The organism is Ulvibacter sp. 2305UL32-6 (assembly GCF_058148545.1).
In genome coordinates this window covers 27,399-42,003 of sequence record NZ_JBYVKA010000003.1, presented here as the reverse complement: position 1 = coordinate 42,003, position 14,605 = coordinate 27,399, and the positions used below count along the sequence as shown (strand labels likewise).

General features: G+C 39.0%; 7 protein-coding genes. All 7 read left to right on the top strand.

Annotation, left to right across the window (positions count from 1 at the left end):
- The first annotated feature begins 21 nt into the window (after positions 1-21).
- Positions 22-1,044: a Holliday junction branch migration DNA helicase RuvB gene (gene ruvB / locus ACY2RU_RS10025; protein WP_490138320.1), complete on the top strand. Its 1,023-nt coding sequence runs from the start codon at positions 22-24 to the stop codon at positions 1,042-1,044.
- 3 nt (positions 1,045-1,047) lie between these two features.
- The gene (locus ACY2RU_RS10020; protein WP_490138319.1) at positions 1,048-2,382 is read left to right on the top strand and encodes a cytochrome P450; all 1,335 of its coding nucleotides are present in this window, start codon (positions 1,048-1,050) and stop codon (positions 2,380-2,382) included.
- Positions 2,382-3,308 carry a tRNA epoxyqueuosine(34) reductase QueG gene (queG, locus tag ACY2RU_RS10015; protein ID WP_490138318.1) on the top strand — a complete coding sequence of 309 codons (927 nt, stop codon included), beginning with the start codon at positions 2,382-2,384 and terminating at the stop codon, positions 3,306-3,308. Before ACY2RU_RS10020 ends, queG begins: the two co-directional genes overlap by 1 nt.
- 92 nt (positions 3,309-3,400) lie before the next feature.
- A complete protein-coding gene (locus ACY2RU_RS10010; protein ID WP_490138317.1) occupies positions 3,401-4,255 on the top strand; it encodes a transporter in 855 nt (284 codons plus the stop codon).
- A gap of 69 nt (positions 4,256-4,324) precedes the next feature.
- On the top strand, positions 4,325-6,634 hold the full coding sequence (locus ACY2RU_RS10005) for an NADP-dependent malic enzyme (RefSeq protein WP_490138316.1): 2,310 nt from the start codon (positions 4,325-4,327) through the stop codon (positions 6,632-6,634).
- Between the two features lie 80 nt (positions 6,635-6,714).
- On the top strand, positions 6,715-7,296 hold the full coding sequence (gene ruvA / locus ACY2RU_RS10000) for a Holliday junction branch migration protein RuvA (protein ID WP_490138315.1): 582 nt from the start codon (positions 6,715-6,717) through the stop codon (positions 7,294-7,296).
- Between the two features lie 54 nt (positions 7,297-7,350).
- Positions 7,351-14,592 (top strand): T9SS outer membrane translocon Sov/SprA, encoded by a 7,242-nt coding sequence (sov, locus tag ACY2RU_RS09995; protein WP_490138847.1) that lies wholly within the window; start codon positions 7,351-7,353, stop codon positions 14,590-14,592.
- The last annotated feature ends 13 nt before the right edge of the window (positions 14,593-14,605 follow it).

Genomic DNA, 14,605 nt, shown 5'->3' with positions numbered 1-14,605 from the left:
TCGCTTTCGTATATTTGTGATATGAATGAACATTTGGACCCTTCCGAAGAAAACCTTACGCCACAGGACCTTGATCTTGAAAAAAAATTACGTCCGCTTTCTTTTGACGACTTTACAGGTCAAGATCAGGCTCTGGAAAATCTCCAAATTTTTGTTCAAGCGGCTAACCAAAGAGATGAAGCACTCGATCATACGTTGTTTCACGGGCCACCTGGGCTAGGAAAAACCACACTCGCACATATTCTTGCCAACGAGCTCAATGTTGGAATTAAAGTGACTTCAGGACCTGTGCTAGACAAACCAGGGGATCTTGCCGGACTTTTAACTAACCTCGAAGAACGCGACGTCTTATTTATTGATGAAATTCATCGCCTTAGTCCCATAGTTGAAGAATATTTATATTCTGCCATGGAGGATTATAAAATTGATATTATGATCGAATCTGGACCCAATGCTAGATCGGTACAGATACATTTGGCACCTTTTACCTTAGTAGGGGCAACTACCCGATCAGGATTGCTTACTGCACCCATGAGAGCTCGCTTCGGAATTGCATCTAGACTACAATACTACAGCACAGAACTGCTTACTACCATCGTACAACGAAGCTCAGGGATTTTGGATGTTCCCATAAGTATGGAGGCGGCAATTGAGATCGCCGGGAGAAGTAGGGGTACACCGCGTATAGCCAATGCATTATTGCGCAGAGTTCGTGATTTTGCACAAATAAAAGGAAATGGAAATATTGATATTGCTATCGCAAAATACTCACTTAAAGCATTGAATGTTGACGCCCATGGCTTAGACGAAATGGACAATAAAATACTAACCACCATTATTGATAAATTTAAAGGTGGCCCAGTTGGAATTACAACCATAGCAACGGCAGTTTCTGAAAGTCCCGAAACCATAGAAGAAGTATATGAACCTTTCCTGATTCAACAAGGTTTTATTATGCGCACACCACGCGGTCGTGAAGTAACCGAGGCTGCTTATAAACATTTAGGAAAAATTAAAGGACCCACGCAAGGAGGGCTGTTCTAACCTATGCAAAATAAAGGTATTCCAAAAGTTTCTATTTTTAGATTTCTAAAACACGCCGCTCAGATCCTTAAAAACCCACTGCCATTTCATCACAGAAATTTCGAAAAACTGGGTAATACGTTTCAACTTCAAATTGGGTTTGGCAATTCAGTATATTTTTCGCGAGATGCTGGGTTTTTACAATATGTGCTTCAGAAAAATCAAAAAAATTATACCAAGTCGAAAATTCAAACTAGGGATCTCGCCAAATATGTGGGCTATGGTCTATTGACTTCGGAAGGAAAACATTGGCAGAAGCAGCGTAAAATGATTCAACCAGCTTTTCATAAAAAACAGTTGGTCAATTTGCTTTCTGCAATGCAAGAAGCTATTTCGGTTGAAATTGCTAAGCTCCCTTCAGATCTACCAGTAGATATTTTTCCGACTTTCAATGATCTCGCATTTCAAACAGTTGCAAAAGCCCTCTTTAGTGGAGGGGTTACGCTTCCTGAAATTAAGAGATTACAAATTATTACAGAAACAGCTCAAAAAATGTTGGTGCGCGAGTTACGCCAGCCGTACAAAATATGGTGGTTTAAATTAGGCGGAAGCATCAAAAAAAATATAGATCTGGTACAAGAAGCTCGCAATATATTACAGAGACTTGTTGACCGCCGGCGAGAAAGTGGTAAACGCGAAGATGATCTGTTGGATATGCTCTTGGATGCGCGCTACGAAGACGGAACTGCAATGAAACCAAAGCAGCTCATTGATGAGATCTTGATACTGTTTACCGCTGGTCACGAAACGACGTCTAATGCGCTTACATTTACGGCAGAGCTTTTGGCGCGAGATCAATCGGTTCAAGAACAAGTTTATCAAGAAGTAAAGCGGGCAAAAACTGGTTCTGATGATCTAATGGAACTTATAAAAGCACTCCCTTACACCAAACAGGTTATTGAAGAATCCATGCGTATGTATCCACCAGCCTATTTTATAGATAGAGTAAATTTGCAAGACGATCAATTTGGTGAAATGAAGATCAAACAAAATTCGAACCTGCTTTTTTCTTTATATGAAATACATCGAAGTCCGATATTTTGGGAAAATCCAGAAACCTTTGATCCTTCTAGATTTGCTGCCGGAAATTCGCTTAAATATTCAGAATATTACTACCCCTTCGGTGCGGGACCACGAATGTGTATCGGTAATAATTTTGCCATTTTTGAAATGGTTCTTGCCATTGCAGAGCTAATTCAGCAATTTAAAATCGCGCACAAAACAGAGCCTATACAAATTACACCGCTAATTACGCTAAAACCAAAAGATGCTATCTTAACACTTCAAAAGAGAATATAGTGTACAATAATAAGAGTAAGCATACACAACAAATAAAGGCCGAAGCCATACGTTTGGGCTTTCTTTCCTGTGGTGTAAGCAAGGCGGGCTTTTTGGAAGCGGAAGCCCCGCGCTTAGAAACTTGGTTGGAAAACAATATGCATGGTGAGATGTCTTATATGGAAAACCATTTTGACAAACGACTGGATCCTACTAAACTTGTGCCCGATTCTAAGAGTGTCATTTCACTATTATTAAATTATTTCCCTTCCGAAGAACAGATCTCAGACAGCTATAAGATCTCTAAGTACGCGTATGGCACCGATTACCACTTTGTTATCAAGGATAAATTAAAAGAATTGCTTCATTTTATTACTTCGGAAATTGGCGAGGTTCATGGAAGGGCGTTTGTCGATTCGGCGCCAGTGTTAGATAAAGCCTGGGCGGCAAAGAGCGGACTAGGTTGGATTGGAAAACACAGTAATTTACTTTCTAAACAGACGGGTTCTTTTTACTTTATAGCCGAATTGATCATAGATCTCGATCTTGAATACGATACTGTAGTTACAGACCATTGCGGCTCTTGTACCGCTTGTATTGACGCGTGTCCTACCCAAGCAATTGTTGAACCCTACGTGGTAGATGGCAGCAAGTGTATTAGCTATTTTACGATAGAATTAAAGAATGAAATACCAGCTTCAGTCAAAGGCCAATTTGACGATTGGATCTTTGGTTGTGACGTTTGTCAGGATGTTTGTCCGTGGAATCGCTTCAGTCAGTCGCATCGCGAACCACTTTTTGATCCGAATCCGCAACTACTTGATATGACTAAAAAAGATTGGGAAGAAATAACAACGGATGTTTTTCAGAAGCTCTTTAAGAAAAGTGCTGTAAAGCGCACAAAATTTAGTGGCTTACAACGAAATATTAATTTCTTGAAGAAGTAGTTCCGAAGTAAAAAAAAAGAAATTTAGATGTATTTTGTAATAATTTCTGTGTTTTCCGACCAAAATGTCTAGAGCATCCAACCGGAATAAATATGAAAAAGGCACTTTTATTTATAATCATTTCCTTATCAATCACGGCAATAAAAGCGCAAAGTGCATGGACCTTAGCGAAAGACGAATTATATACACAGCTCAACTTTACAAATATTGGCCCTTACAATCGTCTTTTTGTTGATGGAGATAAAACGGCAGAACTCTTAAGTACACTTACAGACAGAACCTATCAGGTATTTGCTGAATATGGACTAACCGATAAAACCACACTTAGTGTGACTATTCCATTCAAGTCGATCAAGAATGAATACTTTGACGGCCTGGGTGATCTCTCGGCTACAGACCAAGAAGATGCATTGGGTAATCTTACATTTGGGGTACGGCATAATTTGTACAACCGTAGTTTTGTAGTTTCGGGGTCACTTTATGCAGAGGCAAAAACAGGAACGTATGATTCTTCAACAGGTATTGCCACAGGCCTTGATGCATGGAGTATCATTCCTTCTATTTCTGTTGGAAAAGGCACGAATAATTTTTTTGCTCAAGCAAACGCAGGTGTCGCTTTAAGAACCAATGATTATAGCCATAATTTTCAAGCAAATGGAGAAGCGGGTTATAAGTTTTTTGACACTGCCTGGTTTATAGCACGTTTAGATTATATTACATCTTTTAAGAATGGTGATGTAATTTTGCCTCTAATTCAATCTTATACAGCTTTGTATGCTAATGATCAGGAATATGCTGGCTATTCTTTTAAGACGATTGTTGAATTGACAGATCAATTAGGAATAACAGCAGCAACGGCCAGTGCTTTTTCTGCAAACCTCCTGCCGCGTAAAGCATCTCTTAGTTTTGGATTGTATTACAAATTTGACGCGAAAAAGGATCAATAACCTTTCTTGATTCCTCCCACTGCTTTACATTTGTAACTCATCAAACCGAAGTAACTTACTTCCAATATTATGAGCAAACAAAGTAAACGCCGTGAGGCCCTTTTATATCACGCTAAGCCAAAACCTGGTAAGATTCAGGTGGTTCCGACAAAAAAATATGCTACCCAACGAGATCTCTCATTAGCTTATTCGCCAGGTGTGGCCGAGCCTTGCCTTGAAATTGAAAAGGACAAAAACAACGTTTATAAATACACCGCAAAAGGCAATTTGGTTGCTGTGATCACCAACGGCACAGCGGTCTTAGGTCTTGGGAATATAGGTCCGGAAGCTTCAAAACCTGTAATGGAGGGAAAAGGTTTGCTGTTTAAAATTTTTGCCGACATAGATGTGTTTGATATTGAAGTTGACACAGAAGATATTGATTCTTTCGTGGAAACAGTGAAAAACATTGCTCCTACTTTTGGAGGGATCAATTTGGAAGACATAAAAGCTCCCGAGGCTTTCGAGATTGAACGCAGATTAAAGGAAGAGCTCAATATCCCTGTGATGCATGATGATCAACACGGTACTGCCATAATTTCTGCAGCTGCACTTTTAAATGCTTTGGAAATTTCAGGAAAAAATATTGGAGATGTTCGTATTGTAATTAGCGGAGCTGGCGCTGCAGCCGTTTCTTGTACCCGTCTTTATAAGGCCTTTGGTGCAAATTCAGAAAATATTGTGATGCTGGATAGTAAAGGTGTGATTCGGAAGGATCGCGATTCACTTTCCGAAGAAAAGGCAGAATTCGCCACAGCTCGAAAGATCGATACGCTTAAGGAAGCTTTAAAGGATGCCGATGTCTTTGTAGGGCTGTCTATCGCTAATATTGTCACTCCCGGGATGCTCAAAGTAATGGCTAAAAATCCCATTGTTTTTGCGATGGCAAATCCCGACCCAGAAATTGAATACGACCTTGCCGTAAAAACCCGCGATGATATTATTATGGCTACGGGAAGAAGTGATCATCCTAATCAAGTGAACAATGTTTTAGGGTTTCCTTTTATTTTTAGAGGTGCGCTTGACGTACGTGCTACAAAGATCAATGAAGACATGAAAATGGCGGCGGTTAAAGCTTTAGCCGATCTTGCCAAAGAGCCAGTACCCGAGCAGGTGAATATAGCCTATGGAGAAACGAAGCTTACCTTCGGAAAGGACTACATAATACCAAAACCTTTTGATCCTCGTCTTATTGCTACTGTGCCACCAGCAGTAGCTAAAGCTGCAATGGAGAGTGGGGTAGCTTTAGAACCAATAACGAATTGGGAAAAATACCGTGACGAATTAAATGAACGAATGGGGAGCGATAATAAGATCGTTCGTCTACTACTTAACAGGGCAAAATTAAGTCCGAAACGCATCGTTTTTGCCGAAGCAGATCATCTCGATGTACTGAAAGCAGCGCAAATTGTTGCTGAGGAAGGAATTGGGATTCCTATTCTTTTAGGGCGAAAAGAGATCATTCTCGATCTTATGGATCAAATTGAATGGGAAGGTGATGTAGAGATCATTGATCCAAAAACGGATGAGCAATCTGAAAAGTTAAACTTTTATGCAGAAAAGCATTGGTTAAACAGAAGAAGACATGGGGTTTCGCTATTCGACGCTCAAAAATTGATGCGCGAACGAAACTATTTTGCTTCCATGATGGTAAACGAAGGAGATGCCGATGCGATGATCTCGGGTTATTCACGCTCGTATCCTTCTGTGGTGCGTCCTGTTCTAGAAACTGTAGGTCGCTTTGATACTGTTTCTAAAGTAGCAACCACAAACTTGATGTTGACCAAAAGGGGGCCGTTATTTATTTCAGATACGTCGATCAATATTGATCCAACCGCCAAAGAATTGGCTAAAATTGCGCAAATGACAAATTACACCATGAAAATGTTTGGGATGGATCCTGTTATTGCGATGATCTCTTACGCAAATTTTGGTTCCTCAAAAGATCCGCATGCTACAAAAGTTCAGGAGGCTGTAGAATATCTACACCGCGTTACGCCTGATATGGTAGTTGATGGCGAATTACAGACTGATTTTGCGCTCAATCCAGAGATGCTTCAGAAGAAATTTCCATTTTCAAAATTAGCAGGTAAAAAGGTGAATGCCCTTATTTTTCCGAATCTTGATTCAGCAAACAGCAATTATAAGCTTCTAAAAGAGCTAAACAATGTCGAATCTATTGGTCCTATCATGTTGGGAATGCGCAAGCCTGTTCATATTCTACAATTGGGAGCAAGTGTTGAGGAAATGGTCAATATGGCTGCTGTTGCTGTTGTTGATGCCCAACAAAAAGATAAGCGAGAAAAGGAGCAAAAGGCACGTAGGAATAAACGAAAATAGAGCGCTATTTTTTAGTGTGGTCGTAGCTTTCGACTACAAATAATTGTACTATATTTGAAACCTTAACATAATGTTCACATATGATACACCATTTGGAGGGAAGATTAGTGGAGAAAAATCCAACTGATGTTGTAATAGCGTGTAATGGAGTAGGCTATTTTGTCAATATTTCGTTACACACTTTTGGGCAACTTCCCGCCACAGAAAATGTGAAACTTTTTACGCATTTGCAGGTTCGTGAAGACGCCCATACTTTGTATGGCTTCTCGACGGTAATGGAGCGTGAAATTTTTAGATTGTTACTTTCGGTATCGGGGGTAGGAGCAAATACGGCGAGAACGATGCTTTCGTCACTTGATCCGGAGCAGCTTCGAGATGCTATTGCGTCTAACGATATTGCAACTATACAATCTGTTAAGGGAATTGGTTCTAAGACAGCGCAACGCATTGTTTTAGACCTGCAAGACAAGATTTTGAAAGTGTTTGGCATCGAGGGTATTTCTTCGATTTCAAGCAATACGAATAAAAATGAAGCGTTATCTGCTTTGGAGACATTGGGGTTTGCCAGAAAGCAGGCTGAAAAGGTACTTGACACAATTGTAAAGGAAGACCCTTCAGCATCGGTAGAAACGATCATAAAACAAGCTTTAAAAAAATTATAACAATTGGGCGCACATAATTACTATTGCAAGCATAGATTTTTAAAATTATTCTTAATAACCGGATTTTTATTTGGGGGTCTTTTTTCATTATACGCACAGGATTCAACAAATACTGGCTATTCCATGGGGAGCATGGATCTTCCCGAACCACAAAGTATCCAGGATGCGTATCAATACGATCCCATCTCAGATCGTTATATCTATACAAAAACCTTGGGTGATTTTAATATCACCTATCCCATAATTCTTACTCCTGAAGAATACCAAGATTTGATCTTAAAGGAACAAATGAAGGAGTATTTTAAGGATAAGATTGACGCTGTTGATGGGCGAAAGGAAGGTTCAGAAGAATTGCAAAAAAATCTGCTTCCCACTTTTTATGTTAATTCAAGTTTTTTTGAAAGCATTTTTGGAGGAAATAGTATTGAAGTGATCCCACAAGGTAGTGTTGAGATGGATTTAGGTGTCTTGTTTACAAAGCAGGATAATCCAGCTTTTTCACCTCGAAATCGGAAAAGTCTTTCCTTTGATTTCGACCAACGAATTAGTCTAAGTCTTTTAGGAAAAGTAGGAGAGCGTCTTCAGGTAACGGCAAATTACGATACACAATCGACCTTTGATTTTCAGAATCAAATCAAACTAGAATATACGCCAACCGAAGATGATATTATTCAGAAAATAGAAGTAGGTAACGTTAGTATGCCGCTTAATAGTACACTAATTCAAGGGGCTCAGAGTCTTTTTGGTGTTAAAACCGAATTGCAATTTGGTAAAACAACCATTACCGGAGTCTTTTCAGAACAGAAATCGGAAACACGCTCGGTAGTAGCCGAAGGTGGAGCAACAGTAAACGATTTTGAGTTGTTCATTTCTGAATACGACCAAGACCGCCACTTTTTCTTAGCCCATTACTTCCGAGATAATTACGATCGCTCATTACAACAATACCCTTTTATCAATAGTAATATTCAGATCACGCGATCTGAAGTGTGGATCACTAACCGAACTGCTCGTACCGAGAATGTTAGAAATATAGTTGCATTACAAGATATTGGAGAAGCAGATCGCACTAATATTGGTTTAAACCCAATACCTGGAGGATTTATAAATCAATCACGAAATGCTTTCCCAGACAACGGGAATAACGACTTTAACCCATTGGGGATCGATGATCCTTCAATACAAAGTATTTTGACTCCAGAAATTCGTGATGTTTCAACAGTTGCGCAAGGCTTTGGAGGCGTACCGGTAAGTGATGGTACAGATTATGTAACACTAGAAAACGCGAGAAAACTTCAGACTAACGAATATCAATTAAACACTCAGCTAGGATATATATCCTTAAATCAACGTCTAAATAACGATGAAGTTTTGGCTGTAGCGTTTCAGTATACGGTAAACGGACGTGTATATCAAGTAGGAGAATTTTCAACTGATGGTGTGGATCCAACCGGTGGAGAAATTCAGCCAATCGATCCAGGTGATGACCCAATTGAAGGAATTCCGCAGAGTATAGTGGTAAAATTATTAAAGAGTAACATTACCACAGTAACAGAGCCTATTTGGGATCTGATGATGAAAAACATATATAGTATTGGTGCTTTTCAATTGGAACAAGAAGATTTCAACTTAAATGTACTATATACAAATCCTTCTCCGCTAAATTACATCAGTGCAGCCGAAGGTAATATGAATTTTCCTCCACAACCTTTACCCGAAGATGTAGCAAATACAATCTTATTAAACGTCTTCAATTTGGATCGTCTCAACTATAACGGGGATCCGCAAAATGGAGGAGATGGATTCTTTGATTATATTCCTGGGATCACGGTGGACACGCAAAATGGTCGTATCATATTTACAAGTGTAGAACCATTTGGTGAGTATCTTTTTGAAAAATTGAGATCCGATGATCCTCCTGCTGTCCAACCATTTTATGACATGCCGGCAACCTATAATGCCAACCAGAATAAATACGTCTATAGATCACTTTACCGAACAACAAAAACGCAAGCAGAGCAAGAAGATAGTGATAAGAACAAATTTCAACTAAAAGGTACCTATAAATCAACTGGGTCTGATGGAATTCCTATTGGAGCCTTTAATATCCCGCAAGGTTCCGTAACAGTTACGGCTGGCGGAAGAACCTTGGTTGAAGGCGTTGATTATACGGTAAATTATCAATTAGGACGGGTGCAGATCTTAGATTCTGCTTTGTTGAATTCAAACACACCTATCAATATTTCTACGGAAAACAATACACTCTTCGGTCAACAGACCAAACGTTTTACAGGATTGAATGTAGAACATAAATTTAATGATGAATTACAAATTGGCGCGACTTATATCAATTTGAATGAACGTCCGCTAACACAAAAATCATCGTATAATGTAGAACCTATTAATAATACGATAATTGGTTTTAATGCAAATTATTCTACCGAAGTTCCTTTTTTAACTCGCTTAGTAAATAAATTACCTAACATTGACACTGATGTAGAATCTAACGTTTCGGTACGTGGAGAGTTTGCATATCTTATTCCTGGTGCACCAAAGGTTTCTGATTTCGGTGGAAAAGCAACCGTTTATATTGATGATTTTGAGGCATCGCAAACAGCTGTTGATGTAAAATCACCATTGAGCTGGTATTTAGGAAGTACTCCCGAAGACTTTAGAATAGATCCAAATGCATCTGCGGGAGATCTATTACAATACAACTATCAACGTGCCCGCTTAAATTGGTATACTATTGACCCAGTTTTCTATAGTAGTCAGCGCCCAGAGGGTATTAATGATGAAGATCTTTCCTCACCTTTTACACGTCGTGTGTTTAGAGATGAGATCTTTCCAGAACAAGACATTATTCAAGGGCAAACGCAAGCATTGTTTCCTTTAGATTTAGCTTTTTATCCTTCGGAAAGAGGACCGTATAACTATGATCCTGATCCAGCAGTTGTAGGAACTAATACCTTGAATGATCCTCAGGAACGTTTTGGAGCAATCACAAGACAATTATCTACAACAGATTTTGAACAATCCAACGTTGAATACATTCAATTTTGGGTAATGGATCCCTATGTGCATGATGATAATATCGTGGACGACGGATTTGTTTATTTTAACTTAGGAAATATTTCAGAAGACCTCCTTCGTGATGGTAGAAAACAGTATGAAAATGGACTTCCAGGCGATGGGGAGATGAATACTAATACAACACCAACAGCTTGGGGTAAAGTGCCAACCAACCAATCATTGGTGTATACTTTTGACTCTACTGGTCCAGATAGAACGGCTCAAGATATTGGTTATGATGGTTTAAATGATGCCGACGAACAAAATATGTTTGGTGGCTACGGAAATCTGCCAGATCCATCGAATGATAACTACGAATATTTTTTACAAGCCGAAGGAAACATATTAGATCGTTATAGAAGTTACAACGGAACAGAAGGGAATTCGCCAGAGAACGTAGGTGATACCAATAGAGGTTCAACAGCGCAGCCAGATGTGGAAGATATTAACCGTGACAACACAATGAACACCGTTGATGCCTATTACGAGTACAAAGTGCCTATTTATAGAGGTATGGCCGTAGAGAATAACACGGGTATGCATGGTAGTTCACAAGATTATATTACCGATGTAAAAGATATTGATGTTACATTACCAGATAATTCAGTCATCCCAGTACGCTGGGTTCAGTTTAAAATTCCTATTCAGGAACCAGAACGAGCAGTAAATGGGATATCCGATTTCCGTTCGATTCGTTTTATGAGAACCTATATGACAGGTTTTGAACAGCCAACTGTATTGCGTTTTGGAACATTAGAATTAGTACGAGGAGATTACCGACGTTACAATCAATCGTTAGATTTAGCCAATCCTGGACAAGATCCTTCACAAGATGATACTGTGTTTGATGTAGAAGCAGTAAGTATTGAAGAAAATGGAGGTATCTACGTATTGCCTCCGGGAGTTATTCGTGAAGAATTAAACAACAATAACAACCTGATTCGTCAAAACGAACAATCATTAGCACTTCGGGTTTGCGGATTGGAAGAGCAAGATGCACGTTCTGTATATAAAAATTTCAATGTTGACATGCGTCAATATGAGAATCTGGAAATGTTTATTCACGCACAAGGAATTGCAAATGAAACCACTCCAAATGATGGTGACTTAGTAGCCTTTATGCGTATGGGTAATGACTTAGATCAAAACTATTATGAAGTTCAGATTCCATTAAAAATATCTTCTGAATCACTTAGTCCTGAAGTGGTTTGGCCCGTGGAGAACCGTATTAATCTGCCTCTTAGTTTACTTCAAGAAATAAAGACCAGAACAACAAATAATACAGATGAAGCCGTTTTCTTTGATCAGAATGAGTTGATCGAAGGGTCGGGAAGTGGTTCCGAAAATGATCTGCGAATTGGTATTAAAGGGCGTCCAAGTTTTGGAGATGTTCGTATCATTATGTTGGGGATTAGAAACGCAACTTCTGGAGATCTTTGTGGAGAAGTTTGGTTCAATGAATTACGTCTTTCAGAATTAAAAAATCAAGCAGGATGGGCCGCAGTTGCAAATGTTGATGCCAATCTAGCCGATTTTGCTACCGTAAGTGCAACAGCTGGAAGAAGCACGGTTGGTTTTGGTAGTGTAGAACAAGGACCAAATCAACGAAGTAGAGAAGACGTGCAACAGTACGATGTTGTTACTAACTGGAATTTAGGTCAGTTACTCCCTAATAAATGGGGAATTCAATTGCCGTTTAACTATGGAATTGGTGAAGAACAAATTACACCTCAATACGACCCAGAACTTCAAGATATTGAATTAGACGTAAGCTTAAAGAATGCGGCTACCGAAGCTAGTAGAGATTCTATTCGAGAACAGTCTATTGAATATACACGTAGACAAAGCATTAATTTTATTGGAGTTCGAAAGGAACGCACGGGCGATGCTAAACCAAAGATCTATGATGTAGAAAATTTGACCCTGTCGTATTCATATAATCAAGTAGATCATAAGAGCTTTGAGATTGAAGAATCTTTAGATCAGAATGTTCGAGCTGGAGCAACCTACAATTACAATTTCACACAAAAACCGTACGAGCCATTTAAAAAGAACGACTCTGTTTTCAATAGTAAATACTGGCAATTTTTAAAAGATCTAAACTTTAATTATGTGCCAACAAACATAGCGGTGAGTTCAAATATTGTGCGACAGTACAATGAGCAAAAATTCCGTGAGGTTAATTTTGTTGAAGGAAATATTCCTGCGCCGAAATTATATCAACGTAACTTCTTGTTCGACTGGCAGTACACGCTCAACTACAATCTTACCAATTCCTTGCGATTTAATTTTAATTCTGCAAACAACCGTATTATTAATAATTACATTGATTCGGAAGGAAATGTAAATAACGCTATTGGAGTATGGGATGGTTTCTTTGAAATAGGAGATCCTAACCGTCACGTGCAGTCGCTGCAGGTCAATTACGATCTTCCTACGGCTAAATTTCCATTCTTGAAATTTATAAGATCTACCTATTCATATACGGGTGATTTTCAATGGCAGGACAGTAGTGACTTATTTAATAATATTGAAATACCAACTGATGATGGTAGCGAGCCTATTGCTTATGACTTGGGTAATTCGGTTCAAAATGCACGTTCACACAAGATCAATTCGACCTTAGACATGAATACTTTTTACCGTTATGTTGGTCTTAAAAAGATCACTAACGGATCGAAACGAGCTAGTGGTAATAAAGGTGGCGGACTTGAAGGTGTTGGAGACAATGGAGGCAGTGGTAAAACAGGTGGCGAAGAGAAAGAAACTTCTAAGAAAAAAGGAAGTTTAAGTTCAGACGGATCTGGAGCTCGTGGTGGTAGAGGAGGAGCTGGCGGTGCTGGTGGAACATCTTCTCTAACAGGAGGAGAAAAAGCTGCGAATACATTGATCGGTTTTGCAACATCTATCAAAAAAATACAATTTAATTATCAAGAAACACAGGGTATTTTCTTGCCAGGTTATACTCCTTCAGTAGGGTTTGCAGGAACCGTGGAGCCTACTTTCGGTTTTACCATGGGTAGTCAGCGAGAGATTCGAGAAATGGCAGCACGTAAAGGTTGGCTTACTATCTATCCAGAATTTAACGAACAGTACACCGAGAGTGAAAGCAGACAATTAGATGCACAGGTGAATATTGAATTGATCCCCGATTTAAAGATCGATTTAAACGGAAATAGAGTGTATTCTGAAAATTATTCTGAAAATTATATCGTTGAAGATGGGATCTATAGATCGTTGACGCCGAATACCTTCGGAAATTTTAACATCTCAACTTTATTGATAGGAACAGCCTTCGGGCAGAGCGATGAAGTTTCCTCTGAAGCCTTTGACGACTTCCGAAATAATCGTCTTATTGTTGCAAAACGTCTTGCTGAAAGCCGCGGAATTGATACTTCAGATCCTAATAATTTAGATGACGATGGCTTCCCAATAGGTTATGGGAAGACGAGTCAAGATGTATTGCTTCCAGCCTTTATTTCTGCATACAAAGGAAGTGATGCTTCCAAAGAAAAAACAAGTATCCTGCGTGATATACCATTGCCGAACTGGGATATTAAGTATACCGGATTAATGAATTTAGCTTGGTTTAAAAAGCGCTTTAAGCGATTCTCTATCCAGCATGGGTATCAGGCGTTATATACAGTAAATCAATTTCAAACAAACTTAGATTTTGACCGCAATGATCCAGATGCAAAAGATCAAGCCGGTAATTTTAAAAGCGAGTTATTCTTAACGAATGTAAACCTGACCGAGCAATTTTCTCCATTGGTACGTTTAGATTTTGAAATGAAAAACTCAGTTAAGATCTTGGCAGAATATAGAAAAGACAGAGCGCTTTCATTGAGTTTTGCCAATAATCTGTTGACTGAAATTCAAGGGAACGAAATTGTGCTAGGTCTCGGATATCGCATTAAAGATTTGCGAGTTGGAACTAATTTTGGAGGAAAGAAGAAAATTCTTCGAAGTGATCTAAACTTTAAAGTAGATCTTTCTCGTCGAGATAATAAAACAATTATTCGATATTTAGATATTCAAAATAATCAAACAACAGCTGGACAAACTATTTACGGCCTTCAGTTTTCTGCAGATTATGCTTTGAGTAAAAACTTAACGGCCTTGTTCTATTATGATCATACATTCTCTGAATATGCGATATCGACCGCATTTCCTCAGACAACTATTCGAAGCGGCTTTACCTTGCGCTACAACTTCGGAAACTAAAAGATAAAAAACA

Coding starts and splice junctions, on each gene's coding strand:
- ACY2RU_RS10010 (WP_490138317.1), top strand. CDS start 3,401: ATGAAAAAGGCACTTTTATTTATAATCATTTCCTTATCAATCACGGCA.
- ACY2RU_RS10020 (WP_490138319.1), top strand. CDS start 1,048: ATGCAAAATAAAGGTATTCCAAAAGTTTCTATTTTTAGATTTCTAAAA.
- ACY2RU_RS10005 (WP_490138316.1), top strand. CDS start 4,325: ATGAGCAAACAAAGTAAACGCCGTGAGGCCCTTTTATATCACGCTAAG.
- ruvB (WP_490138320.1), top strand. CDS start 22: ATGAATGAACATTTGGACCCTTCCGAAGAAAACCTTACGCCACAGGAC.
- ruvA (WP_490138315.1), top strand. CDS start 6,715: ATGATACACCATTTGGAGGGAAGATTAGTGGAGAAAAATCCAACTGAT.